The organism is Cyanobacteria bacterium GSL.Bin1 (assembly GCA_009909085.1).
Lineage (GTDB): Bacteria > Cyanobacteriota > Cyanobacteriia > Cyanobacteriales > Rubidibacteraceae > Halothece.
The window spans coordinates 1-25250 of sequence record JAAANX010000026.1; the positions used below are offsets into that span (position 1 = coordinate 1).

Annotated in this window: 28 protein-coding genes, 1 tRNA gene and 2 pseudogenes; 26 read left to right on the forward strand and 5 right to left on the reverse strand. The window is 42.9% G+C overall.

Going from position 1 to position 25250, the window contains the following annotated elements:
• Positions 1-64: 64 nt before the first annotated feature.
• A complete protein-coding gene (locus GVY04_01145; GenBank protein ID NBD14782.1) occupies positions 65-1210 on the reverse strand; it encodes a transposase in 1146 nt (381 codons plus the stop codon).
• Between the two features lie 285 nt (positions 1211-1495).
• Here GVY04_01145 and GVY04_01150 point away from each other — a divergent pair, with 285 nt between their 5' ends.
• From GVY04_01150 to GVY04_01190, 9 genes are all read left to right on the forward strand, one after another.
• Positions 1496-2470, forward strand: coding sequence for an SDR family NAD(P)-dependent oxidoreductase (locus tag GVY04_01150; protein NBD14783.1), 975 nt, complete (start codon positions 1496-1498; stop codon positions 2468-2470).
• 3 nt (positions 2471-2473) lie between these two features.
• On the forward strand, positions 2474-3280 hold the full coding sequence (locus tag GVY04_01155) for an SDR family NAD(P)-dependent oxidoreductase (protein ID NBD14784.1): 807 nt from the start codon (positions 2474-2476) through the stop codon (positions 3278-3280).
• Between the two features lie 2 nt (positions 3281-3282).
• Positions 3283-4584 carry an NAD(P)-binding domain-containing protein gene (locus tag GVY04_01160; protein ID NBD14785.1) on the forward strand — a complete coding sequence of 434 codons (1302 nt, stop codon included), beginning with the start codon at positions 3283-3285 and terminating at the stop codon, positions 4582-4584.
• A 287-nt stretch (positions 4585-4871) separates the two neighbouring features.
• A complete protein-coding gene (locus GVY04_01165) occupies positions 4872-5144 on the forward strand; it encodes a DUF3539 family protein (GenBank protein ID NBD14786.1) in 273 nt (90 codons plus the stop codon).
• Positions 5141-5815: a YggS family pyridoxal phosphate-dependent enzyme gene (locus tag GVY04_01170; GenBank protein ID NBD14787.1), complete on the forward strand. Its 675-nt coding sequence runs from the start codon at positions 5141-5143 to the stop codon at positions 5813-5815. Before GVY04_01165 ends, GVY04_01170 begins: the two co-directional genes overlap by 4 nt.
• Before the next feature lie 321 nt (positions 5816-6136).
• Complete coding sequence (gene sepF / locus GVY04_01175; GenBank protein NBD14788.1) at positions 6137-6733, forward strand: cell division protein SepF; 597 nt, start codon at positions 6137-6139, stop codon at positions 6731-6733.
• Positions 6734-6780: 47 nt separating this feature from the next.
• Positions 6781-7599, forward strand: coding sequence for a pyrroline-5-carboxylate reductase (proC, locus tag GVY04_01180; GenBank protein ID NBD14789.1), 819 nt, complete (start codon positions 6781-6783; stop codon positions 7597-7599).
• Between the two features lie 129 nt (positions 7600-7728).
• The gene (locus GVY04_01185) at positions 7729-8325 is read left to right on the forward strand and encodes a redoxin domain-containing protein (GenBank protein NBD14790.1); all 597 of its coding nucleotides are present in this window, start codon (positions 7729-7731) and stop codon (positions 8323-8325) included.
• A gap of 89 nt (positions 8326-8414) precedes the next feature.
• A tRNA-Val gene (locus GVY04_01190) sits at positions 8415-8486 on the forward strand.
• Positions 8487-8609: 123 nt separating this feature from the next.
• Here GVY04_01190 and GVY04_01195 read toward each other — a convergent pair.
• The gene (locus GVY04_01195; GenBank protein ID NBD14791.1) at positions 8610-10208 is read right to left on the reverse strand and encodes a DUF3352 domain-containing protein; all 1599 of its coding nucleotides are present in this window, start codon (positions 10206-10208) and stop codon (positions 8610-8612) included.
• Between the two features lie 183 nt (positions 10209-10391).
• On the opposite strand from GVY04_01195, the gene rpmI reads away from it, so the two are divergent.
• The 6 genes from rpmI to GVY04_01225 all read left to right on the forward strand — a co-directional run bounded on the left by rpmI (position 10392) and on the right by GVY04_01225 (position 14361).
• Positions 10392-10592 (forward strand): 50S ribosomal protein L35, encoded by a 201-nt coding sequence (rpmI, locus tag GVY04_01200; GenBank protein NBD14792.1) that lies wholly within the window; start codon positions 10392-10394, stop codon positions 10590-10592.
• 32 nt (positions 10593-10624) lie between these two features.
• Positions 10625-10975, forward strand: a complete 351-nt coding sequence (gene rplT / locus GVY04_01205) for a 50S ribosomal protein L20 (protein NBD14793.1) — start codon at positions 10625-10627, stop codon at positions 10973-10975.
• Positions 10976-10994: 19 nt separating this feature from the next.
• Positions 10995-11822: a transporter substrate-binding domain-containing protein gene (locus tag GVY04_01210; protein ID NBD14794.1), complete on the forward strand. Its 828-nt coding sequence runs from the start codon at positions 10995-10997 to the stop codon at positions 11820-11822.
• Between the two features lie 49 nt (positions 11823-11871).
• Positions 11872-12426, forward strand: coding sequence for a tetratricopeptide repeat protein (locus GVY04_01215; protein NBD14795.1), 555 nt, complete (start codon positions 11872-11874; stop codon positions 12424-12426).
• Between the two features lie 3 nt (positions 12427-12429).
• Positions 12430-13068, forward strand: a complete 639-nt coding sequence (locus GVY04_01220; protein ID NBD14796.1) for a bifunctional 4-hydroxy-2-oxoglutarate aldolase/2-dehydro-3-deoxy-phosphogluconate aldolase — start codon at positions 12430-12432, stop codon at positions 13066-13068.
• A 90-nt stretch (positions 13069-13158) separates the two neighbouring features.
• Positions 13159-14361 (forward strand): class I SAM-dependent methyltransferase, encoded by a 1203-nt coding sequence (locus tag GVY04_01225; protein ID NBD14797.1) that lies wholly within the window; start codon positions 13159-13161, stop codon positions 14359-14361.
• Here GVY04_01225 and GVY04_01230 read toward each other — a convergent pair.
• On the reverse strand, positions 14353-14940 hold the full coding sequence (locus GVY04_01230; protein ID NBD14798.1) for a DnaJ domain-containing protein: 588 nt from the start codon (positions 14938-14940) through the stop codon (positions 14353-14355). The two genes, GVY04_01225 and GVY04_01230, sit on opposite strands and share 9 nt — an antisense overlap.
• A gap of 929 nt (positions 14941-15869) precedes the next feature.
• On the opposite strand from GVY04_01230, the gene GVY04_01235 reads away from it, so the two are divergent.
• The 3 genes from GVY04_01235 to GVY04_01245 all read left to right on the forward strand — a co-directional run bounded on the left by GVY04_01235 (position 15870) and on the right by GVY04_01245 (position 17784).
• Positions 15870-16820 (forward strand): NAD-dependent epimerase/dehydratase family protein, encoded by a 951-nt coding sequence (locus GVY04_01235; GenBank protein ID NBD14799.1) that lies wholly within the window; start codon positions 15870-15872, stop codon positions 16818-16820.
• 409 nt (positions 16821-17229) lie between these two features.
• Entirely contained in the window at positions 17230-17457 is a 228-nt protein-coding gene (locus GVY04_01240) for a hypothetical protein (GenBank protein ID NBD14800.1), read from the forward strand.
• A gap of 105 nt (positions 17458-17562) precedes the next feature.
• Positions 17563-17784: a TIGR03643 family protein gene (locus GVY04_01245; GenBank protein ID NBD14801.1), complete on the forward strand. Its 222-nt coding sequence runs from the start codon at positions 17563-17565 to the stop codon at positions 17782-17784.
• Between the two features lie 48 nt (positions 17785-17832).
• On the opposite strand, the gene GVY04_01250 is transcribed toward GVY04_01245, so the two are convergent.
• The gene (locus GVY04_01250; protein ID NBD14802.1) at positions 17833-18666 is read right to left on the reverse strand and encodes a glycerol acyltransferase; all 834 of its coding nucleotides are present in this window, start codon (positions 18664-18666) and stop codon (positions 17833-17835) included.
• A gap of 167 nt (positions 18667-18833) precedes the next feature.
• Between GVY04_01250 and GVY04_01255 the strand changes: the two genes are divergently transcribed.
• The 4 genes and pseudogenes from GVY04_01255 to GVY04_01270 all read left to right on the forward strand — a co-directional run bounded on the left by GVY04_01255 (position 18834) and on the right by GVY04_01270 (position 21946).
• Positions 18834-19184: a VOC family protein gene (locus tag GVY04_01255; GenBank protein NBD14803.1), complete on the forward strand. Its 351-nt coding sequence runs from the start codon at positions 18834-18836 to the stop codon at positions 19182-19184.
• 159 nt (positions 19185-19343) lie between these two features.
• Complete coding sequence (locus GVY04_01260) at positions 19344-19946, forward strand: IS607 family transposase (GenBank protein ID NBD14804.1); 603 nt, start codon at positions 19344-19346, stop codon at positions 19944-19946.
• Positions 19933-20979, forward strand: a pseudogene (tnpB, locus tag GVY04_01265) (IS200/IS605 family element transposase accessory protein TnpB). The gene GVY04_01260 and the pseudogene tnpB overlap by 14 nt, the downstream one beginning before the upstream one ends.
• 211 nt (positions 20980-21190) lie before the next feature.
• The gene (locus GVY04_01270) at positions 21191-21946 is read left to right on the forward strand and encodes a hypothetical protein (GenBank protein ID NBD14805.1); all 756 of its coding nucleotides are present in this window, start codon (positions 21191-21193) and stop codon (positions 21944-21946) included.
• A gap of 21 nt (positions 21947-21967) precedes the next feature.
• Here the strand turns inward: GVY04_01270 and GVY04_01275 are convergent, their stop codons facing one another.
• Positions 21968-22510 carry a DNA-3-methyladenine glycosylase gene (locus tag GVY04_01275; GenBank protein ID NBD14806.1) on the reverse strand — a complete coding sequence of 181 codons (543 nt, stop codon included), beginning with the start codon at positions 22508-22510 and terminating at the stop codon, positions 21968-21970.
• A 178-nt stretch (positions 22511-22688) separates the two neighbouring features.
• Here GVY04_01275 and GVY04_01280 point away from each other — a divergent pair, with 178 nt between their 5' ends.
• The 4 genes and pseudogenes from GVY04_01280 to GVY04_01295 all read left to right on the forward strand — a co-directional run bounded on the left by GVY04_01280 (position 22689) and on the right by GVY04_01295 (position 25233).
• On the forward strand, positions 22689-22856 hold the full coding sequence (locus tag GVY04_01280; GenBank protein ID NBD14807.1) for a hypothetical protein: 168 nt from the start codon (positions 22689-22691) through the stop codon (positions 22854-22856).
• Between the two features lie 150 nt (positions 22857-23006).
• Entirely contained in the window at positions 23007-23960 is a 954-nt protein-coding gene (locus tag GVY04_01285) for a DUF4365 domain-containing protein (protein ID NBD14808.1), read from the forward strand.
• Between the two features lie 418 nt (positions 23961-24378).
• A pseudogene (locus GVY04_01290) lies at positions 24379-24783 on the forward strand (CAP domain-containing protein).
• Positions 24784-24822: 39 nt separating this feature from the next.
• Positions 24823-25233, forward strand: coding sequence for a CAP domain-containing protein (locus GVY04_01295; protein NBD14809.1), 411 nt, complete (start codon positions 24823-24825; stop codon positions 25231-25233).
• Positions 25234-25250 lie beyond the last annotated feature (17 nt).

Below are 25250 nucleotides of genomic sequence, written 5' to 3' on the forward strand. Positions count from 1 at the left end.
TAGCTGATCTCAAGCTAGGGAGTAATGGGTTAACGCTGTAGAAAGTGTTAATGAGGTAGGAGGCTTATCTAATATGCGTTGTGTACGTTGTAAGCGACATAAAGGCGTTAATATCACGATCTTCGCAATGACCACAATGCTGGCAATGATGAATTCGGTCACTCAATGTCTTTTTGGTGATTTCCCAACATTTAGCGCATCTTTGGGTCGGCTTAAGTGTCCGTGTTGGAGCTTCGGTGTAGATACCACCAGCTTCCTCAACTTTATACTTGAGATTGTCCTTGGTCATCCCAATAGCCACATCAAGCATTGACCGATTAAGCCCTGCTTTCTGAGGTTTACCTTTGCCTTTAGCCTTGCGGGTCATTCCTTTAAGCTTAAGCTGTTCCGTAGCAACCAAGCTATTACTGCTGACAATTTGTGCTGCTACTTGATGCGACCAATCATGACGTTGATTGGCAACTTTTTTCTTAACCTTGCTGATTTGTTTTTGGTACTTCTTCCAACGACGAGAAGCCTTAACTCTACGCTTTTCGGGGCGACGTTTGCGCCTTAATTTCTTAGAGAGTCGGTTTTCCTTAGTCTTAGCCTTAGCTTGGAATCTAGGAGCTTCGATAAACTCTCCATCGGAAGTGGCTATAGCAGACTTACATCCGAAATCAAGACCGATTGCACCTGTCCGAGTCTCTCTAATTGGTTCGCATTTGACGGTTATACTTGCGTACCACTTTTGACCATCCCAAACTATCGTGCAAGTGGTAGGCTTCCCCCAAGTTCTGGCTTGTCCACGCATCCGAATCTTTAAGCCTAAATCTCTGAGTTCTAGGTAGCCGTGTTTTCCTTCTGTATGAGCTTTCCAGCCTGCACTACAGGGATACGTCCACCCACGATATTTCCGTTTGGCTTTGAACTTAGGATACTTACCTAATCCTTTGAAAAACCGTTGAAAAGCGAAATCAACTCGTTTTAAGGTGGCTTGGAGCGTGTGACTGCCGAATTGCTTATATTCCTTTAACTCTTCTTTGAAATCAGGAAGACTATTCTGTTGGTCAAAGTAATTTACCGAGTTTCCAAACTTTTGATACTGAACTTTTCGATTTGAAAGAGCAGCATTATACAAGTCGCAGTGGGCTTTTCTCGCATAATGGAGTTTTTGCTCTGCGGACTGATTAGGATAAAGTTTGAAAGTGATTCGGCCGGTTGTTGCCATAACCTATTTAAGTTAAACTTAGGCTAGTATAGCCTACGAAAAGCCTACATGACAACCAGAGATAAATTTATTAAAATCCGCTTATCAGAGGAAGAGCAAGACAAACTAAAAAGATTTGCTGAAAGCAAAGGATGGAGTCAAGCTCAAGCAGTAAGAGATTGGATTAGAAGGCTACCCCAAAAATAGATGGATATCTCAAGGCATTGAGCCTTTCGACGATTGTTGCTTCGTTAGTATATTAAAAGTTAACTGGCTACGCGATCGCGCATTCTTCAAAGGAAAAACATGGCAAAAACGCTTAGCAATAAGGTTGCACTGGTTACGGGGGCAACCCGAGGAATTGGCAAAGGAATTGCCATTGGGTTAGGGGAAGCCGGTGCAACCGTTTATATTACCGGTCGTACCCTCAACGCCACCGCAGATCAGTCAGGAAGTCTGACCGAAACTCAGTCTGCAGTCGAAGAAGCAGGCGGAACTTGTATTCCGGTACAAGTGGATCACAGTGATGATGAACAAGTCAGACAGCTATTTGAACAGATTGAACGAGAACAAAATGGGCAGCTTGATCTGCTCGTCAATAATGTTTTTGCCGGGGTGAAAACCCTAGCAGAAGCTTCTGGGGAACCCTTTTGGAAAAATGAGCCAAGTTTGTGGGATGCAGTAGCGAATGTGGGGTTACGGAGTCATTATGTAACTAGTATTTATGCAGCGCGGTTAATGAGTCAACGGAAACAGGGGTTAATTTGTACGATTTCTTCTTGGGGCGGAATGTCTTATATTTTTGGCGCTGCCTATGGCGTAGGGAAAGCAGCTTGTGATCGCCTAGCAGCCGATATGGCAGTAGAACTCAAATCAGAAAATATTACTTCGGTTGCCATTTGGCCAGGAATTGTCGGGACCGAACAATTTAGCCAGTTTGCCGAACAGATGCAGGGAGAAGACAATCTCGATCCGCAACAGTCTGTCTTGCGCGATCGCTATAACTGGGAAACCCCTCTCCTAACTGGACGAGTCATTGCTACCCTCGCCTCGGATCCTAATCCCTTACGCTTAACGGGGAAGGTGCAAATTGTTGCTGAACTGGCGCAACGCTATCAAATCAAAGATCAAGATGGCAATCTTCCTGCTTCCCTCCGTTCTCTGAAGTTTATTCTTCCGTCGGCTATCCCTGCTTTGAGACAATATTCTTGGCTGATCCCTGACTTTAAGGTGCCTTGGTTGATTTTGCTGTTAGGCGTTTTGCCCTCACCGAAGATTTGAAGGATGACAGAATTAAAAAATAGCGCGATCGCGCTGACGGGTGCAGCAGGAGGGTTTGGTCAAGAATTTACTCGCCAACTTTTGCAAGCTGGCAGTCATCTGATTTTGACAGACTTAGATGAAACGATTCTACAAGAGCGAGTTACAGCGATTCAAAAGGAAATTAAAACGGGCAAGGTGATTGCTTGTTTTGGCAGTGATTTATCAACCCCTGAGGGCGCACACAAATTCTATGAAGCCGTCAAAGCCTTGAATTGTCCCGTTGATATTTTAATTAATAACGCTGGGGTTGCTTGCTATGGTCGCATGGATGAAGTGCCGTCTGAAAAATGGGAACAGTTGATGCAAGTGAACCTACTCGCCCCAATGCGCCTAACTTCGCTGTTTATGACAGATATGATTGACCGTCAACAAGGGCATATTGTCAATATTTCCTCTCTCGCTGGATACATTGCCCCGGCAGGATTGGCTCACTACAGTGCCAGTAAATTTGGTTTACGGGGCTTCACCGAAGGACTTTTTAATGAAGTAAAGCGCTACAACGTAAAAGTAACAGGAGTTTATCCCTTTTTTAGCCGTACTCCCCTTTTACAATCGACAAAATACGGAAGCCTTTCCCAAGAAACGACTGGTATTTCTGATGATATGGCAACCGATCCCGCGAAAGTGATTGCAGCAACAATCGCAGGGATTAAACGCAATCAACTGCACGTTTTTCCGGATCGAACGGCAAAAGTTCTATCTTTACTGAAACGCTTTGTTCCTAGTGTAGTGGCTTGGGGAAGCGAAAAATTTAAGCCGAAAAAATAACAATGAATAGCACCACACACAAGCAATTAATCATCGGCGCTGGATTTGTTGGCTTAGGAATTGCTCAAGCCCTCAAAGCAGCCGATATTCCTTACGATCAAGTTGATGCCAGTGATGATATTGGCGGAAATTGGTATCACGGCGTTTATGAAACCGCTCATATTATTTCCTCGAAGAAAGTCACCCAGTTTTCCCATTTTCCAATGCCTAGGCACTATCCTGACTTCCCCAGTGCGAAACAAATGCGGGATTATTTACATGCTTTTGCTGACTATTTTCACTTACGCCCCCATATTGAACTGAACCAGAAAGTTATTGATGTGCGACCCATCGAAGATAATCTTTGGCAAGTGACCTTTGCCAATCAAGAACAACGAATCTATAAAGGGGTTATCTTATGTAACGGTCATCACTGGTGTCGGCGTTTTCCCGAATTCAAGGGAGAGTTTTCCGGTAAAATCATTCACTCTAAAGATTACAAAACACCGGACCAACTTCGTGGAAAGCGGGTTTTAGTCATTGGTGGCGGCAATTCCGGGTGCGATTTAGCAGCAGAAGCAGCGCGAGTGGGGGCAAAAAGCGTTCTGAGTTTGCGTGAGTCAGTCTGGTTTATTCCCAAAACATTTGCTGGCAAGCCGGTGGTAGATTTAATTCGAGGCTGGATGCCGGAGTGGCTCCAACGGTTGATGGTTTATGGCATTATTCGCATCACCTTCGGGAAACATGAAGATTATGGGATGGCAAAACCCCAACATCGCATCTTTGAGAAGCATCCCACTCTCAATAGCGAAATCCCCTATTACATCAAACATGGTCGAATTACTCCCAAGCCAGAAGTCCAGCAGTTAGACGGTGACAAGGTTGAATTTGTTGATGGGACACGGGAAGTGTTTGATCTAATTGTTTGTGCTACAGGTTATGATGTTGCTTATCCTTTTTTACCGGAAGAACTGCAACGAGTCAAAGGAACTGTGGTTGAATGCTATGGCGGTTCTTTTCTCGCCGATTATAGAGGATTAGCTTATGTGGGCTGGGGACAGGCCAGAGGCGGTGTCGGTTCTCTGATTTCAGCCTATGGTCCCCTCTTTGCCCGCTGTTTGCAACTTCAAGACGAGATTAAGGTTCCGATTGGTCGTGTTTTTCAGGAAATGGGACAATCGTTACCCAAAACTCATCTTTCTGATCCTCAGCAAGTGTTTCGACAATTAAAGTTACTCAAGCTTGGTTTCAATTTAGTTGAGAAGAAAGCGCATCAGGTTGACAAAACCAATCCTAACTTTTGTAACCGCCCTCTGCAAGCGTAATCCCTACCTAATCAGGTTCATATTACGGATGTTTGGTTATCTTAGTGGGTTTATAGTTTAATTTTGGTTACACATACTCCTCATAGCAAAGGAGGCAGCTGCATTTTTTTATATCTTTTCTCAATGATGAATATAGAGTACTGTGATGCGATCGCGCCCAAAGCAAGATATCATCTATATTATCGTTCCCTGTTTCCAGGAACTGTTACTTAACTCACTGCTCCTTCCTGCAATGGTAATCAGAGATACTTGTTGAGAGTTCTGGGCGAACATTACGTAAAAGTTGAATGAATACTAACGAAACTTATCTGAATCACCCTACTTTTGGCTTACTCTATCGAGTTTGCCTTGTTGAGCCAAATCGAGAGATCTTTACCACGCTTTATGCCCAACGTCTCTTTTTTTTGGTAACAGTCAATGAGGAAGGGTTAGCTTTTGAGCCCAAAAGTCGGTCGGAAGCCCGTTTACTCATCGAAAATCGGTTACGGAAATTGCGACGCCTAGGGGCAAAAGAAGACTACTCTGCCTTAAGTGAGACTTATAAACGTATTTTTCAATGACGGTTAATTTAACAAAACGCATTCAAGAACTTCGTGAAACCATCCCCCCAGAGGTCAGGTTAATTGCAGTTACCAAAACGGTTTCCGTTGAGAAGATACGAGAAGCGTATGCTGCAGGAATTCGAGATTTTGGTGAAAATAAAATTCAAGAAGCCCTAACCAAACAAGAAGAATTACAAGATTTAAATGATGTTTGTTGGCACTTTATTGGTCATCTCCAAACCAATAAAGCAAAACTCGCTTTAACGCATTTCCATTGGATTCATACCTGTGATCGCCTAAAAATTGCTCAACGTCTTGATCGCTTCACCGCAGAATTAGACATTACTCCGCCTAACCTTCTCCTGCAAGTGAAACCATTGCCTGACCCTAACAAATATGGCTGGACCATTCCGGAATTATTAGCTACCCTTGCCACCCTTGATCAATATCAAAACTTAAAAATTCAGGGATTGATGACAATTCTGCCTTTCAATCAGTCTCCGTCAGCAGTGCAGGCTGGGTTTGAAAAAGTTCGTGATTTAGCGCGGGAGATTGATCAAAAAAATTACTCTCATCTGGCCATGAAAGAGCTTTCGATGGGAATGTCAGCCGATTACCAGCTGGCGATCAAAGCTGGAGCAACTATGATTCGTTTAGGGCGTACAATTTTCGGTGAACGCCCCGTTTAACAAAACGAAATAAAAAAGATTTTTCAAATGTAAAAATTAAGAGTAAAATTAGCGTGAACTTTGTAATAAAAGTTAGAGTTAACAGTGGTGTTAGAAGAAAGTCTGAAGATTAGTTTCATCAGATCAGCTAACATCTACCGTAAATGATCCTCTATTATCCCTCCAGGACAAAAAATATTTGAGATCACTCTCTCAAGTTAGATAAACCTGGATTTTAGGTCAAAGAAATAGATATAAGAGGTTCCGTGTTTATCCTCTATTCACAATCACAAAAGAGGGTTAACATTAATCAATGGCATTACTTTGTGAGGAATAAAAACTATGAGTAACGTATTGAACAAATTTAAAGACTTTATTGGTATTAATGAAGCTGATGATCTTGATGATGATTATCTTGACGAGGAAGACCTAGATGATGCCCACTATTCAGCTCAACCGGGCGTAACTGCCAGTCCCGAAGGTGAACCTCGGGCTCGGTATCAAAGACGACCCAAGTTTACACCGGATGGACAAGAGGCAAAAAACACTTCTCCAAAAAGTAATGTGATCGGTATGCCGGGTGCAAATAATGGACCCAATGAAATTGTAATGCTTGAACCTCAATCCTTTGAGAAAATGGCAGAGGTCATTCAAGTGCTACGAGAACGCAAAACAGTGATTCTTAATTTAAATATGATGGAACCGGACGATGCCCAGCGCGCTGTCGATTTTGTTGCGGGCGGCACTTATGCCATTGATGGTCATCAAGAACGGGTCGGAGAAAGCATTTTTCTGTTTACGCCAAGTTGCGTCCAAGTGAGTAGTCGTTCCCATACCACCCAAGGGACTACTGGTTCTCAATCAGGAACGCAAGCCAATGTCCATCCCATGCCTCCCACAGGGAATTGGCAAAAACCAGAAAACCCGATCGCGCAATAGGATAAAATTAAACCGCATAGTAACGACAAGCGAGTTCGTCAATAATAGTGTCTATACGGTTTGGAATGATCGGTGGCGGGGTGATGGGTGAAGCGATCCTCTCCCGCCTTATCGCCGAAAAAATTTATTCTCCAGAAACAGTTTTGGTGAGTGACCCTTCACCCCAAAGACGAGGGGAGTTAGCCCAGCGCTATCACGTTGCAGTGACAGAAAGTAATCGCCAGGTGATGCAGTCCACTTCAGAAGTCTTATTACTGGCGGTGAAACCCCAAGTTTTACCTCGCATTGAATCGGATTGGGATGGTGCGAAGGAAAATATTGAACATTTACCTTTATTAATTTCGATTTTGGCAGGGATTCCGATTTTGCGCCTCAAAGCGGGGTTAGATCCTCTGCCGGTGGTACGAGTAATGCCTAACACCAATGCCACCGTAGGAGAGAGTATGAGCGCGATTGCGACCGGATCTGGCTTGCGACCGGAACAACTGACTCTGGCTAAAACGATTCTCGGCGCGATCGGAGAAGTCGTGGAAGTTCCCGAGTCAGCCATGGATGCCGTTACTGGTGTTGCTGGGTCAGGTCCTGCTTATGTGGCTCTCCTTATTGAATCTTTAGCCGATGGTGGGGTTGCTGCGGGATTGCCTCGCCCCACTGCCTTGCAGCTCGCGATTCAAACAGTTTTAGGAACAGCGACACTCTTACAAGAAGAACAACTCCATCCGGCCCAACTCAAAGATCGGGTAACCAGCCCCGGCGGAACCACTATTGCTGGAGTGACTGAATTAGAAGCAGCCGGGTTCCGATCAGCGGTGATTCAAGCTGTACAAGCGGCAACTGCTCGCTCTAAGGAATTGGGAAACGGTTGATTATTTGCACTGACCAGCAACCAAAGAACAAAGGACCAATGACCAATGACTAATTCCACTACTCAAAATCGTTATGACTATGATATAGTTGTAACAGTTAGTAAACTTTGTTACTAAGGAGTATTTCCCATGACAGAAGGATGCCTCAGAGTCGGACAACAAGCCCCTGATTTTTCTGCAACTGCCGTTGAAAACCAAGAATTTAAAACACTCAGCCTGTCTGATTTTCGTGGACAATATGTTGTCTTATTTTTCTATCCTTTAGACTTCACCTTCGTTTGCCCCACTGAAATTACCTCCTTCAGCGATCGCGCCCAAGAATTCAAAGACATCAATACCCAAATTTTAGGGGTTTCCGTCGATAGCGAATTTTCTCACCTCGCATGGATTCAAACGGATCGTAAAAATGGCGGTGTTGGAGACCTCAATATTCCCTTAGTCTCCGATATTAAAAAAGAAATTAGCAGTGCTTATAACGTCCTCGATCCTGATGCTGGCGTTGCTCTTAGAGGACTCTTTATCATTGATAAAGAAGGAACCATCCAGCACGCTACTGTTAATAATCTTGCCTTCGGACGTAACGTTGATGAAGTTTTACGGACTCTGCAAGCCATCCAGTATGTGCAAGCTAACCCCGACGAAGTCTGTCCTGAAGGCTGGAAGCCTGGTGAGAAAACCATGAATCCCGATCCAGTCAAATCCAAAGTTTACTTCGCTTCTGTTTAAGCAACTCTTGCTCCTGTCTTCCAAGGATGGGAGCAATTGTAGTGTTTGATTGCTTTTCCTAAATCCCTGTGTTAATCTAGTAAAGGTCTGGGCGGTTAGCTCAGCGGTAGAGCGCCTGCCTTACAAGCAGGATGCCATTGGTTCAAATCCAATACCGCCCACTGTTTTCAAGAAGATGTAAATATAATTTAAGAACTCTGCGATCGCGCTAACACAAGCAGCGAGTCGCAGGCTCCAATCCTCCCCAACCCCTTGATTTTAGCTTTTTCTTCCTTAACTAATTACTAATTTTGATCAATAGCTGTGGCAGTGAGGGATAAAAAGATATCAATTTGACGCAAAGAGGGTTCCGGTTGGAAGGCAGTGAGTGCAACTTGTTCTAGGGAATTTAGAGTGACTTTGGCTTGCGGAGAAAGCTTCTTGAGGGGATGTTGGGGCATCGCTTCTAAAAGTGTCATCGCTTGCTTAATATCGAAATAAACATAACCAAAGTTGCTATCGGGTAGATGTTCAGCCATAGCAGTAAATTGAGGACTATTTCTTAACGAATTTTCCCCTTGTTTTTCGGCAAAAATCCGCAATGGTGTCGCAACAGTAACCATCAACCTTTCTTCTTGCAACCAACCGTAGCTGAGAAAGGGCTGCTGTGAAGGATCTTGCCAAGTGGTGACTTCGGTGTTGCCCAATCTCTCGGTTTCTTGGGTAAGAAAGGGATTTTTCGCGGCAATGTTACTGAGTTTCGCTAGTGTTTTTTCGCCGATCTCGGGTTGGCTAGATTCAATTAAAATCCCTCCAGCAAAGGGAAGATTGGGAAGATTCGATTCCTGTGTAGGAAACAGCGCGATCGCGTATTCGCCATCTAACCAACTAAAAACATCTTGATCTAAATCAAGATCCCAAGATCGTGCCCAGCGCCGCATCACTGATAAGCCAATTCTTAAGAGGGGAGTTTCTTGACTGCGATCAACTAACTGAGACCAAAGTTGATCTAACTGATGACCATTGATCAGTGCTACGGTACTTTCAGGAAATTCCGACAGTAATTGACTCTCATTTGGAGGGAAGGTCAAAAACTCCGTTTCTGCACTCAGCGCTAGCGTTTGCCAATGTATTCCTTCAGGCTTTAATTCTATGCCCATTACTGCTGACTCAATGACATCGAATCCTTGCCCTGCAACCCCTTTTTCTAGCCATTGACTGTAGTCGCTTAAGTAAACTTGGGCAGCGGAATTTTCCAGAGTTAAACCTCTTGAAAGCAGTTGTTGCATTCCCTCTTCACTGGCAAAAGAAGGCTGACCTTGGGTGGTAGCAATCGCCTGTTCAATCACTTTTCCTTGCGGTGAAAAGAGAATATAACCTTGCACCATTGCCCCACTCGCGCGACCGCCATCTGCTGTTTCTACTTCCGTAATGGTTACGCCTTGATACTGACGTTGTCTGACTTGGGTACTGCCATTATTTTTTAAGGAACCTAAGAAGTTTCTTGCTTTCAGAGAATTGGTAATTCCGGCAATAACTAAGACATTTTTGTCTTGCGAGAAAGGATTGAAGGAAGGAAAATGAGCAATTGCCATTCCACTTAACCAAGGGGCAATGTCTTCCTCATAATTAAGTTCAGAATGAGGGAGGATATCTTGTTCTAATTGTTCGAGATGATTTTTCCACACTGCTTGCGCTTCAGGCGTTCCATATTTCTCCAATTGCGACCAAATATCGGGATCAGTGTCAATAAAGGTCAGACTTGAAGCCCGTTCTGGCACAAGTTTTGCGCTCGCTTGGGGAGTTAACCGTTTACCGACAATGAGACGGAAGTAACTATAGGTTCCTCCGATCACTAAAACCAGTAAAATACCAATGAGGGTAATGCGTTTTTGGGTGAACATTTCGTTTCCTCACGTTGTCACAAGTTCTACCCTAGTTAAAATACACATTTTGAATTCGTCATGAGTCATTAGGGAATAAGTGACTCCTAGAAGCCTCATTATTCATTCTGCTCTCCCCTTGTCTGATTGAGCAAAATTCACTTATAATAGTAGGCTGTGTCAAAAAAAATAACAATTACAACAATGCCGAAGCTCAAAACAAACCGGGCGGCTGCGAAGCGGTTTCGGACCACAGGAAGTGGAAAGATCCGTCGTCGCAAAGCTTTCAAAAATCACCTCTTGCAGCCAAAAACCCCAAAACGGAAGCGGAGTTTATCTAAGTTGACGATGGTTAATGAACGAGACGAGGACAACGTGCGTCAAATGTTGCCTTATATGAAGTAAGTTAAGTGAACAAGCAAAGGTAAATATTATTTATGTCACGAGTGAAAAAGGGGAATGTCTCCCAGAAACGACATAAGAAGATTCTTAAGTTAGCTAAAGGATTTAGAGGTGCCCATTCTAAACTTTTCCGCACAGCGAATCAACAGGTAATGAAGGCATTACGCCATTCCTATCGCGATCGCCGCCGTCGGAAACGTGATTTTCGTCGCCTCTGGATTGCTCGGATTAATGCGGCTGCCCGACAAAATGGGATGAGTTATTCTCAACTCACCGGTCAGCTGAGAAAAGCGGATATTCAACTCAATCGCAAAATGTTAGCTAACTTAGCAATGCTGGATCCCGAAGCATTTGCCAAAGTGGTGGAAACAGCGAAACAAGCGTAAAGGTTCCAGGAGTTAAGCAATGGCAAACGTGAACTCGGTTTCTTGGCGAAGCCGAGTTTTAAGTTTAGGATTTCGGTTACTGGTGGCAAGTGCGTTTTCTTTCCTCGCCCTACCTGCATCTGCAGCAGAGTTAGCGGAAATTGAGGCAAGAGGACATCTCACCGTTGCCGTTAAAGATAATCTGCGTCCTCTCGGATTTGAAGATGGAGAGGGCAATTTAAGAGGGTTTGAGATTGATTTAGCGCGACGCTTAGCAGAAGAAATTTTGGGGGATCCCAATGCGGTGCGTTTAAAGCCGGTGATGAATACTGAACGTTTAGAGGTCGTATTCACGGGAAAAGTGGATCTAACGATCGCGCAAGTTAGTCAAACGGCAGCGCGATCGCGCGTTGTTATGTTTAGTCCCCATTATTATTTAAATCGCATTGCTTTTGTGACAAAAAACAATAAAATCAACCGCCTGAGTGATGGGAAGCCAGGAAAAATTGCCGTATTAAATCAATCCAGCGCGATCGCAGAAGTGAAATTTCATTTTCCTGACATCCAACTAGTTGGCGTTGATTCCTATCAAGAGGCACTCTCTGTTCTTGAAGCAGGAGAAGCCGTTGCCTTTGCAGGAGACGAAACGGTTCTGGCAGGATGGACTCAAGAATATCCTGACTATCATTTACTCCCCGAACGGATTGGTGGGGAAGCCCTAGCGGTTGTGATGCCTAAAGGTTTACAATATTCTTCCTTACATCAAATTGTCAATGAAACCATTCGTCAGTTGAAGCAATCGGGATGGTTGCAACAAAAAGCACAAGAATGGGGATTGAGTAATGCTGGTCGGAAAAGCAGTGAATAGTAAACGGTTTTTTGTCCTTTGTAGTTTGATCACTAATAATTCATAAAAAATGCAAGATAATCTTCTTCTTTTATATTTATCACTCTTAGTTTTAATTCTAGCGGGAGCGGGTTTCTTTCTCTTCCGGCAAATTTTCAAGACCCGTCGGAAAGAAAGCCGTATTTCTCAATTACAAAAACAAATTAAAGAACAAACGGCTACCGCTAAAGATTATTATGAATTAGCCAGTCTTTACTTAGATAAAAAACTCTACGTTCAAGCTACGAAAATTTTACAACAAGCCCTGAAGTTTAAAGATGTCGAACCGGAAAATCGGGCGTTAATTTATAATGCGATGGGGTATGCCTATTTTGTACAAGAACAATATGATTTGGCGATTCGCCAATATAAAGAAGCGGTTAAACTTTATCCAGACTATGTTATTGGTTTGAATAATTTAGCCAATGCTTACGAACAGAAAAAATTAACAGCGCAAGCCATTGAAACTTATGAAGAAGCCCTCCAATATGATCCGGAAAATAAAACCGCAAAACGTCAATTGGAAAAGCTAAATAAACGGTTTGTTAAAGAACCGCAAGCAGAAGAAAAAACTTCAAAAGAGTAAACAATGGTGAGGGCAGACTGGTTAGAGACCGTCAAAAAAGAACAAGTTATTGCTGTGATTCGAGCCTTTCCGAAAGCCTTAGGCAAGCAACTCGCCCAAGCCATGCGCCAAGGAGGAATTCGCTTAATTGAAATTACTTGGAATAGCGATCAACCGGAAGATTTAATTCCAGAATTGCGTGCAGAAATGCCTGATTGTCTCATTGGCACAGGGACAATTTTAAATACAGAAGAACTTAATCGCGCGATCGCGCTGGGGGTGCAATTTATCTTTACCCCTCACGTCAACCCACAACTCATCGCCACAGCGAACCAGCATAATATTCCCATCATTCCGGGTGCTTTATCCCCCACAGAAATTATCACTGCCTGGCAAGCCGGTGCAAGTGCTGTCAAAGTCTTTCCAGCACAAGCCCTAGGTGGCGTTAATTATATTAAAAGTCTGCAAGGTCCTTTAAGCAATATTCCTCTTATTCCCACCGGTGGTGTCACCTTAGAGAACGCCCAAGGTTTTATTGATGCTGGCGCAACAGCTGTGGGCTTATCTTCACAATTATTTCCCCAATCATTAATTCGTGCGGGAAACTGGGAGGCAATTACACAACGCGCTTTGACTTTAAAACAAACCTTGCAAGCCTCTTAAAACGGTTTAAAACTAGAGAACAGTAACGCTTTTTATTTGAAATTACTATTATTTCTTTGTGCCCTTTGTGTCTTTGTGGTTAATAACTCAATGAATCAAACTCAGTCTAATCAACAACTCATTTCTATTATTCAAGATAAAATTGCCAATTCTCCCGAGCAAAAAATTACCTTTGCTGACTATATGGACTTAGTTTTATACCATCCCCAGCAGGGATACTATACATCCGGTCAGGTCGATATTGGCAAAGCAGGAGATTTCTTTACCGCTGCCTCTCTTGGGAGTGATTTCGGTGAATTATTAGCTGAAAATTTTGTCGAAATGTGGGAAAAGTTAGGACAACCCAATCCCTTTGATTTAGTGGAAATGGGGGCAGGAAAAGGAGAATTAGCCAATGATATTCTCAGTTATTTATCACAACACTATCCGCACTGCTTGCCAGCACTCCATTATCATATTATCGAACAATCCCCTGCCTTAAGAGAAGAACAACAAGAGAAACTTAAAACCTGGCAAAATGCAGTCACTCTCTGCTGGCAAACTTGGGAAGAGATTCCTGATTCATCTTTAGTGGGTTGCTGTTTCTCCAATGAATTAGTCGATGCGTTTCCCGTGCATCGGGTACAAATTGAAGCAGGAACTCTCAAGGAAATTTATGTCACTCTTAGTGAAGACAAAGAAACATCGCCATTTACCGAAGTTACGGATAATATCTCCACTCCTCAACTCAAAGAATATTTCCAAACAGTTGGTATTACTTTACCTTCTAGTGAGTATCCAGAAGGCTTTCAAACTGAAGTCAACCTAGCTATCCCATCCTGGCTAGCAACCGTTTCTCGTTGCTTAAATCAAGGTTATTTATTAACCATTGACTATGGTTATCCTGCGCAAAAATATTATCATCCCCAGCGTTATACAGGAACTTTACAATGTTATGTTCAACATCAACGTCATAACGATCCTTACCTTTTAATTGGTCAACAAGATATGACCAGTCATGTTGATTTTACAGCAATCGAAACCTACGGCAAGCAGTATGGTTTAGAGTTTTATCACTTTACCCAGCAGGCCTTATTTTTAATGGCATCCGGTCTCGGTGATCGCTTGAATCAACTTTCTCAGGGTGGATTTAATGTTATGGAAGTCCTGCAGCGACGGGATGCACTGCATCAGTTAATGGATCCTATGGGCTTAGGTGGTTTTGGTGTTTTATTGCAAGGGAAAGGAGTTCAAGCAGCAGAAAATACCTCTCCGCTTTTAGGGTTTCGAGAAAGCGGATCATCCCTACAATAAAGGCTCAATCCGTTGAAAATCGCGATCCACTTCATACCAGAGAGAACGGTTATGGGGATCCGTACTGAGTGCTTTTTTTAAGAAGGTTCTTGCCAATTCAAATTGTCCTTGATTGACTAATTGTCGTCCTCGTTGTTGATAGGTAATCGCTTGCCATTGACGCACTTCAGAATCGTGAGGAAAGCGTTTGGATAAACTTTCCACTAAAGTAGTGGCGCGAGCGAATTTTTGGGCTTTGAGTAACTCTTGTAATTGCTGATAAGCATCCCACTTCACCTTTTTATCAAAATCCGAAGCTGAAGGGGAGGTTTCTTTTTTATGACGCTTGACTTCTGTTTCCTTTGATGAAGCAGTACTTTGATGGGAAACGTTGGTGGAACTTTCGCCTTTAGAAACTCGTTCCAGAAGATATTTATAGGCTTCGGTAATGCGAATAAATTGAGTATGGGCTTCTTCGCGATTGTTCGGATTGACGTCGGGATGATAGCGTCTCGCTAAACGGCGGTACGAGGTTTTGATCTCTTCAATGCCTGCATTGGGAGTTAATTCTAATAAGCGATAACATTCCACCAGTTCCATTGCTCACTTCTCAGGGAAAAACTTAACTTTCAATTGCTCACTATAGCTAGAAACACTTTCAAACTCAACTCTGAGGTGATTGCGGGTTTGCAAATTGCGGATTGAAGATCAGCCATGAGATGGCGTATTGATTGTACTTCAGGGATTATCGCTTTATATAGGCAAAACACTATATATAGAATAAATAATATTATTATAAGTCTATTATTATACCCAGCCTGCCTTATCGCTCAATCAGGCTTGATAGGTGCCGTTCTTGCCTTGCTTACGCTAAAAGCGAGGTCTTCTTGCTCACGTTAAGATAAAATTTAAAGTGTTAAAAGTTATTTCAGAGCCGAAGGAGTAAAATGCCATGTCTGATCTCGATCGCGGAATTATGAAATTTAGTGGGGCAGATAAGCCAGTTATCGTCGCTGTTTCTTCTGTTGTTGTTCTCGGCGCGATCGCGGCTTTGATTATTTGGGCGTTACAAGTGGCTTATGCCGTTGAATAAATATTCCCCTTCGCCAAAATTCCTCTTCTTGAGACGGTTCAACCGGATTCACTTCTGTTCTTAAATCTTGAAGGCAGACAATTAAAGAGAAACATAATTAGCAGCCCATCCCTTTTTCAGAGAAAACCGGGTGGGTTTTGGCTCGTTGCATACAAGTAAACTTGAAACCTTGCTTGTGCTCATAGAACTTGTATAGCTCTCAGCGGACAGCAAGAACCAAGGATTAATCTAATATTATCAACTCTATCTCTCCAGGCTCATTGGACAACTACGTTAAATACACCTAACTTTTCAAACCTCCTGATGAGGAACTTTTAATCATTATCTTCAGTCTTACTGCCCAAAATCTCCTGACTATGTTATTGATTAAATAGATTAGCAAATCACTTGGTCAGGGTATATATTTAACTCAATTTTTATTAAATTAGATTATATTATGGGGAAATATATTGTTACTGGGGCAGCCGGTTTTATTGGCTCTCATCTGGTTGAAGTTTTATTAGAGCGGGGAGAAACGGTCATTGGGATTGATGAGTTTAATGATTATTACGATCCTGACTTGAAACGAAAAAATTTGACTCAGGCGTTGGAGTATTCCCAATTTAAGTTGATTGAAGACAATATTTTGAATTTAGATTGGTCAACACTGCTTCAGGAAACTGAGGTGGTTTTCCATCAAGCCGCTCAAGCTGGGGTTAGAGCAAGTTGGGGTCAGGATTTTCATTTTTATACTGAACGCAATCTCAATGCAACACAGGTAATGCTAGAGGCGGCAAAAGGAGCGAAGGATTTAAAGCGCTTTGTGTATGCGTCTAGTTCTTCTATTTATGGCAATGCAGAAACCTTACCCACGCCAGAAACGACTTGTCCCCAACCGGTTTCTCCTTACGGAATTACTAAGCTCGCTGCCGAACAATTATGTTGGCAATATCATCAAAATTTTGCGGTGCCTGCTACAGCTTTGCGGTATTTTACGGTGTACGGTCCTCGACAGCGACCGGATATGGCTTTTCATAAGTTTTTCCGGGCAATTTTAAAGCAGCAGCCCATTGGCATTTATGGAGATGGTCAACAAACCCGCGATTTTACATTTATTAGTGACGCGATCGCTGCTAATTTAGCAGCAGCTACTGTTCCCGGTGCAGTAGGAGAAGCGTTTAATGTTGGTGGAGGCAGCCGAGTGGTTTTACATGAGGTATTAGACCAGATGGAAGCGGTGGTTGGATCGAAAATTCAGCGAACCTATCAAGAAAGAGCAAGAGGCGATGCCAGAGATACCTCTGCGGAAATTTCCAAGGCACAAAAGATTTTACAGTATACTCCTCAAGTGAAGCTCGAAGAAGGGTTACGTCGGGAATGGGAATGGATGCAAGCCTTAAAAATTTAGTGGTACTTTGAGGTTTTCAGCCCTTCAGCTTTTTCCTCACTTTTCGGAAGAATCTTTTTTCCTGACTCTTCTCAGCCAATCGACGATGGGATCCTTCCCAGACATCAAGGCTTTGACAGGGTGAGGATTGAAAATAGCGAGTTCGTAGTTGTCTCCAGAGGAAGTAGAATAGCCCAAATAAGAGCAGCATCATAAGCGCCGATTCAACCAGTGCCACATTTTTCCACCCATTTTTCCATTCTCCGCTTCCTGTCTGGCGACGCTTCAGGTATTGATGTTGTAGCCGTTTAAATTTTGTTCAACAAGCCCTGCTTAGCAGATCTATCTTTTAGGAGATATAAATTGTTATAAAAATTTACATAATATAGGTGTAAGTTAACAAAGTTTAACAATATAAGGAGAAATAACTATGTTTTGGTTAATTGCATTATTTGTCGTCGGTTGGGTTGCAGCAGCATTGATTGGCACTCAAGCCTATTTCCGTGGCGAACAAACCAAGCCGATTCACGAACGGAACTGGCGTTCTGAGTCCTTTGAACAGCTTTCACAATCCTTTACGGGTCAGGAAGTTGATTATAATGAGCGGACCCCTGCTTACGGACTCGACACCTATGCGAGTAACAACCTTCCTCGCTAACATCAGATGAAGTTTCAATCTAGAACACCCTTTGACCACTTAAACAGAATGCCTTCTACTTCAGAAGGCTGACCTGCGATCAAACGAATTCTAGTAGCAAGTGCAATGCAGCAAAAGCAATTGAGTCGAGAAGATATTAGTCGCATTATCGAGATGGCTTGGGAGGACGATATACCTTTTGAAGCCATCGAGACTCAATATGGTCTCAAGGAAAAAGAAGTGATTGAGTTGATGCGAAGCCAGTTGAAAGAGTCTAGCTTTAAGATGTGGCGACGACGGGTAACGGGTCGCAAAACCAAACACGCAAAGAAGAGAAAACGCTTTTGATCTTGATTGCTAGGCATCAAGTTTGAGCAAGTGATTTGATGCTAAGGATTAATCTCTCTCGGAAATCGTAACTAACTCATCCAGAGACGTTTGCATCTGCTGATACACTTCCTGATAACAAGCATCAACATAAGCGCGATCGCGCGCTGCTTCTCGACCTGAACCTTGAAAATAAATGGGAGAGCAAACTCGCGTATAAATTTTAGCGGGTAAAGGAAAATTGGGAACAAAGCCCATGGCAATCCCCCAAGGTAAACCGAGATAAATGGGAAAAACTCGGGTCATGGGAGTACTTGCATCAACGATGTCGAACTCACGCAAGAAATGCATCAACTCTTTGCAATCGCTGAGAATAAGTAATGTTTCATGCGCCCCAACTGAAACTAAGGGAATGATCGGAATATTCTCTCTTAAGGCCAGTTTGATAAACCCTTTACGCCCAGCCAATTCAATCTGGTTGCGTTGACTGTAAGGACGAAATACATCATCAACGCCACCCGGATAAACGAGAACTGGTGCATCGCGATGTAAAGCAGCCGTTGCCATTTGCACTGTTGCTGGAACAGCACCCAATCTCGCAACAGAAGCGAGCATTCTTTCAGACGTAAAAGCTTCTCGTTGCATTAAACCGTAAGCGGGTCGATCAACACCAAAACGACGTAGCCAATCGAGCAAAAACATAGAAAGATCTGGGGCAGCCAACCCACCATTATGGGAACCCACCAATAAAAAACGTCCCGTTTTAGGAATATGGTGCCAACCTTCTGTTTCCACCCGAAAATACCAGTCGTAAAGGAATTGCCAAAACGGGATCAGGGATTGAAGAAGTTCTGGATCGCGCTGATCTAAAAGTGCTGCTGGTGAGTAACCCCAAAAATTCATCTCATCGGAAGTCTAGCTGTGAGTAAAAATGAACCGCTTTGGTTCTGTTAAGAATTATAACGATTCCTGTGATCCTGCTATAATTTGTTCGCCACTACATAATCGAACTTGAGCAGCAGACCCGTTACGATGGCATAAGGTCATACATTAAATTGTGGAGCATCTAAATGAGTGCAACCTTCAAACACGTCATGTTGATGGTTAATGACGTAACCGCTGCGGCTAAATTTTACTCAGAAGGCTTAGGTTTACCCATCAAAAAAAATAGCCCCGCTTGGGCAGAATTAGACGCTGAGGGGACAACGATCGCGCTCCATGCTGCAGAAGGCGCCAATGGAGGCAGCTCACCCATTCTTAGTTTTCAGGTGGATGATGTACAAGCGAGTGTCAATGCTTTAGAGTCTTTAGGGGGAACCTTAGAAGGTCGGATTCGCGAGCCTTCTTTTGGCAAAGTCGCTGCAATGCGAACCCCAGACGGGCATTTAGTCAGTTTACTCCAGCCGAATCAGGAAAACTAAGCCCAGATATCGAATCTCATTTGTTCTCTCCCGCTGATATGACCTCTCTACTCACAAGAGAGGTCTTTTTATCGGTGAAATTCAAGGGGTTAATAGCAGAACCTAATTTTCTAATCAAACTTACTTAAATTTGATTATTTATTGTGCTATCATAGGGTTATGAGTAAGTTTAGTATTTCCGAAGCAGCAAAAATTAAAGGAGTATCTCCATCAACACTCAGACGTTGGGAAGCAGAAGGTAAGTTAATTCCTGAGCGAACCGAGTCAGGTCATCGGAGATACTCTATGTCTCAGCTTCTTGGCGTGGAATCTCATCAAGCATACACCATTGGCTATGCCCGAGTGAGTAGTCATGAGCAAAAACAAGACCTGGAGCGTCAAAAGGAGATCATTGAACTCTTCTGCGCTCAAAATGGTTGGGAGCACGAAATTATTCAAGACCTCGGTTCAGGTATGAATTACAGCAAGCGCGGTCTTAAACGCCTTCTACGATTAATCACTTCCGGGGAAATTGACAGACTGGTACTGACTCACAAAGATAGGTTACTTCGATTCGGCGCTGAATTGGTGTTTAGCTTGTGCGAGCAATTTGGTGTTGAAATTGTCATCATTAACCGCACCGAAGACACGAGCTTTGAAGAGGATTTAGCAACGGACGTTCTAGAAATCATAACAGTGTTTTCTGCTCGTCTCTATGGTAGTAGGAGTCATAAAAATCAAAAGATTGTTGAGGAGTTAAAACAAGTCGGTGAAAGGCTTTAAGACAAAACTAAAACTTAATAACCAACAACGGACACTAATGGCAAAACACGCAGGAGTTGCTCGTCATGCTTGGAATTGGGGATTAGCGACTTGTAAAGAGATATACGAGTCTGGAGGAAAACGACCGACGGCGGTTAACTTACACAAAAAGTTAGTCGCAGAAGTGAAATCAGTTAATCATTGGTATTATGAAGTCTCGAAATGCGCGCCCCAACAAGCCTTAAGAAATCTAGATCAGGCGTTTAAGCGAGTGTGGAAAGTCAAAGGAACCGGTTTCCCTAAATTCAAAAAGAAAAATATCAGAGATAGCTTTTATTTAGAAGGAAGTCTCACGATTTCAGGTGATTGGATTAAACTCCCACGAATCGGTTGGGTCAGGAGTCACGAGCAACTACCCCCTGTTAAACCAAAGAACGTAGTTATTAGTAAACGGGCGGGAGACTGGTACATTTCTTTCAAGATTGAGTGTGAACCTCAACCTCATCCCAAAAGTAAAACCAGTATTGGTGTTGATGTCGGAATTAATACTTTGGCAACCATGAGTGATGGGACAACTCACCCGAATCCAAAAGCCTATCGTCGCGCCAAAAAGAAACTAGCCAAACTGCAAAAAGAGTTATGCCGTCGCCAGAAAGGAGGTAAGAATCGTGAAAAGACTAAACTTAAATTAGCCAAAGCGCACAAGCGCATCGCTGACGTTCGAGCCGATCATTTACACAAGTTAACGACTCACTTAGCCAAGAACCACGGAGAAGTGAAAATCGAGAACTTAAATGTATCTGGAATGCTCAAAAACCATAAACTAGCGGGTGCGATTGCCGAGGGCGGTTTCTACGAATTCCGTCGCCAGCTTGAATACAAATGCCAATGGTATGGCAGTAAGTTAACGCTAATTGACCAATGGTACCCAAGTTCGCAGATTTGCTCTAATTGTGGACACAGACAGAAGATGCCACTTAATCAAAGAACTTATGATTGTCCTAATTGTGGTCTCTCTATTGATCGTGACTTAAACGCAGCGATTAATCTAGAGCTCCGACCTGAGCTTCCGTCTAGGAAGCATCAGGAAGCGGAGCTAAGTGCGGATAGCTCAGCCGTGCAAGCCTAGTGGTGGTAAAGTCAATGGACTCCCAGCTAGGAAGTAAACATCAAATAGTTAAGTTTGAGTAAGTTTTATAGAGCGGAAAGATACACTAAAAGTAGTGCAAGTGTTAAGAAGCGTAACAGTCTTTCTGCAAAAAGCCATGGTACAGAATAAAGTTCCCGAGACTAAGCCCCTAACCGATTACAGTACAGAAGAGCTCAAACAACAGTTAATTGAAATCGCTGAGCCTCATGATACAGATTCTCTTTCGGAAAAAATTAAGTTCTATCAGCAGACGCTTTCCCCAATGGCAGAAGAGTTAGCCACTCGCAACCCGGTTCCTGATCTCAAAGAACAAGCGCAACTTGTGGTTGGAGTGTGGACGCCCGTGTGGTCAACCATTCCCTTTCAAGATGTGTTACCCGGGCGACGACGGGAGCAATCTTATCAAATCTTTCGCGAAGATGGATATTATGCCAATATCGCCCGTTATGCGCCGGGAATGAATTTCCCCCTATTACGTAATTTTTCTCTGAACCTCCTTGCTTATGACCTGATGTTGATTCAGAAATATGAGATTGCAGAAGAAGCGTGGCAAATTGAAAACGTTGCGATTAAGCAAGCACTGAAATTAGGAGCATCCAGCCTTACTCTCGAAAAAGCTCAGGCTTGGTTTGAAAAAGTTATGAAATCTCCCCTAGAGGAAATGGACGCCAATGCAACAAACGTTAAATTACCCTTCTCGAAAAAAGCAACGCAAAAAGCCTCGCAGCAGTTAAAAGGCGCTGCTAAAGCCAAGCCCAAACTAGAACATCTTTATATTGACCGAGATTTTCGCCTTGTCCGATCGCAGCGAGAGAGCAAGCAACGACCCTCTTATACAATTACAGTGCGGGCAGAAGGAACTCGCCATTAATAGCAGAGTTTTTTACTTTTCTCACCTTGCTTCTGGCTGCCATACAAAGCGGAAGGGTTGATCGCGCCATTCGCCAGCGTTTTTACTAATACCAATGCGCGGCGTCGTTCTGATCTCTGAGGGGTTAATCTCAACGCCCCTATCCACAAACCACAGCCCATGTTCAGGAAGCACGGGTTTCCCATTGAGACTTTTCTCTAATTGCAAAAACTTAGTCAGTTTGCCGGGACCATTAATTTTACCTGCCCCTCGAATCAAAACCGCAGCCGGATATTCCGTCTGATCGCATACAACATTCAGCATCAGATGAACCCCGTAGCACCAATACAGATAAAAGTAGCCCCCAACCGCAAACATGATTTCATTTCTCGGGGTGCGTTTTCCGTTTGCCGCATGATTCGCTAAGTCTGTCACCCCATCATAGGCTTCGACTTCTTGAATCAGGAGCGAGGTCATCGACTGATCTTGATATTGTCGCACTAACTGTTTGCCAAGGAGTTGTTGCGCAACGGTTACTGCCGACTGTTGAAAAAAGGTTGGGGACAATAAAGAAGAGTGGGCCATATCTGTGAAAGATGAGGTGACCTTGATTTTTGGCAAAAACAGTTATTAGTCTAACCGAGAACAAAGTTAATAGAGAGCGCGCCGCCATCCCACAAAAATCGGTCCTTACTTTTCCCTCAAAGTCATTGTATCTTTGCTCACAAAGGAGATTGAGGCATTATTGGGGAGGACGCTTGCCATGAAATACACCGACTGCATCCACATCGGTACCTCCGGTTGGGACTATCCTCATTCGCGATCGCGCTTTTACCTTGACGATCTGCCCAAAAAAACGGCTAGTTTATTACACAGTAATGTTTTGGACAATCTCTGTCATGACCTTATCAATTCAGTACATCTTTCTTAGTCACAAATTATTTGTTAATAATACAACAACGTTATACCGCAGTTGCAACATAACTAATAGTTAGACAGCTAAATCAGGACTGATATCCCTTATCTGTTCCCCCCTAAATTGAGGCTGAGTTAACATTGTTGGAAAATCTCTAGCGCCGTAATGACCAAGTTACCTAAACGTACTAAGTCTCAAAAGATTGGTGTAAGTGCTGCTGATCTACTCAACTCTGTTTTTGCTGAGTTTTGTAACGTTATTCCTGTCCCTCAAGAAAGAGATCTGGGCATCGACTTCATTTGTGAAATTATGCAGGGGGAGCACCCAACTGGAAAGTTGTTTAATATTCAATGTAAAGGGAAAGAAGAAGCTAAAGTAGAAAGTAATTCAATTACAGTTCCTATTAAAGTTGCCACCCTCAATTATTGGTTGCTTCAGCTAAATCCAACATTCTTAATTGTCGTTGATCGTCAAAACGGTTGTTTTTATTGGTCTTTCCCCCAAGATTTCCTCAATTCACTTGATAAAAATTGGAAAGAACAACAAACAGTCTCAATTCCAGTTCCTATCCAAAATCGGTTTGGGCAAGCTATAAAAATCTTACCCAGCCAAATTGCTTCAATAGTTAATTCACATGCCTCTGTTACTCCTAAAAATGGTGATTATCTCGGAACATTGACACTTGGGGATGCAATAGATAGAGCAGTTATTGATTATGGATTGTCTGTACTGAGTTCACCCTTCTATCGCCCTTTTCAGTATATGGGGATGTCTATCGCGGATGCGGCAAGGGCAGTCAACGGTAAACCCAATAAAGTAGGCAACATTATCGTTGACTCTGAGCAAGCTCATATGCTGTTAGAAGCAGAAGGCAATTTTATTAATTATGTAGATATTGAACTAAAAAAGACTAAGCCTTGGAGTCAGAGCCAACCGTTTGATTCTGGGGCAATTTTAGGAGTACTTAGTATTAACCCAGCCGAGTTGGAACTAGCTCGTAAACAGATACACTTCCACACCTATTACGACCACAAGAGAAAGTTAAAGATCGGTGTATCTTGTCAGTATGATGGCGCGCCACTATCTGTAGGATTTAGCAGCAAGTATTATAGGGCATAAAATATTAATCCGTCCGTCAAATAATTAACAGGCTATTTTTTCTGAAAATTTCATCAACTGGAGATTACACTAGGGCAGCCTGGCGAAAATAGTTAACCAGTTAGCGAATGCTCGAAGCATTGATTTTAGTTCAACTTTAGTGGTCAGTTACTTCTACCGCGTTGCACTAGGTTCTGTTGACATAAGACGATATTTTATGTGTGGAAATAAACTTATTTTTAGAGCAAACAATCAGTAAAAACCGAAGATTAAAGAAAGGGGGCGTATTAGAGGCTAAAAGACCAAACTCCTTACTCAAGAAGCTTTCTAAGATTTAGAAAAAAATTTACGACACTATTAACGAAATTCATTTCAATTAAAATTGCTACCAATGACATCGATTTGCTATTCTCATATTTGATCCTCATCGAGAAAAAAAATGAATCCTGATTTCATCAATCAAGTTGTCAATCTCATTAATGAGGAACGGACACAAGCAAATTTAGATCCGCTGCAAATGGATCGTCAATTATCTGAGGCGGCCCAACTGCACAGTGAAAGTATGGCCGATGATGATTTCTTTAGTCATTACGGCGTTGATGGATCTTCACCGTTTGATCGCATTGAAGATGCCGGCTATCAATATGCAAGGGCTGCCGAAAATCTTGCCGCAGGTTATCAAACGCCAGAAGCAGTAGTCCAAGGATGGATGAATAGTTCCGGGCATCGTGCCAATATCTTGAATTCTGACTTAACTGAAATTGGTGTTGGTTATGAATATTTAGCCAATGATACGGGTTCGGTTAACTACAACAGTTACTGGACAACTACCTTTGGAACTCCTTCGATGCCCAGCGAAAAACAAATGAATAGTGAGGAAAAAATGAATCCTGATTTCATCAATCAAGTTGTCGATCTCATTAATGAGGAACGGACACAAGCAAATTTAGATCCGCTGCAAATGGATCGTCAATTATCTGAGGCGGCTCAACTCCACAGTGAAAGTATGGCCGGTGATAATTTCTTCAGTCATTATGGGGTTGATGGGTCTTCACCGTTTGATCGCATTGAGGATGCCGGCTATCAATATGCAAGGGCTGCCGAAAATCTTGCAGCAGGTTATCAAACGCCAGAAGCCGTGGTCCAAGGATGGATGAATAGTTCAGGACATCGTGCCAATATTCTAAATTCTGACTTAACTGAAATTGGTGTTGGTTATGAATATTTAGCCAATGATACAGGTTCAGTTAACTACAACAGTTACTGGACGACTACTTTCGGAACTCCTCTTTGATTGATCCACTCCCACGG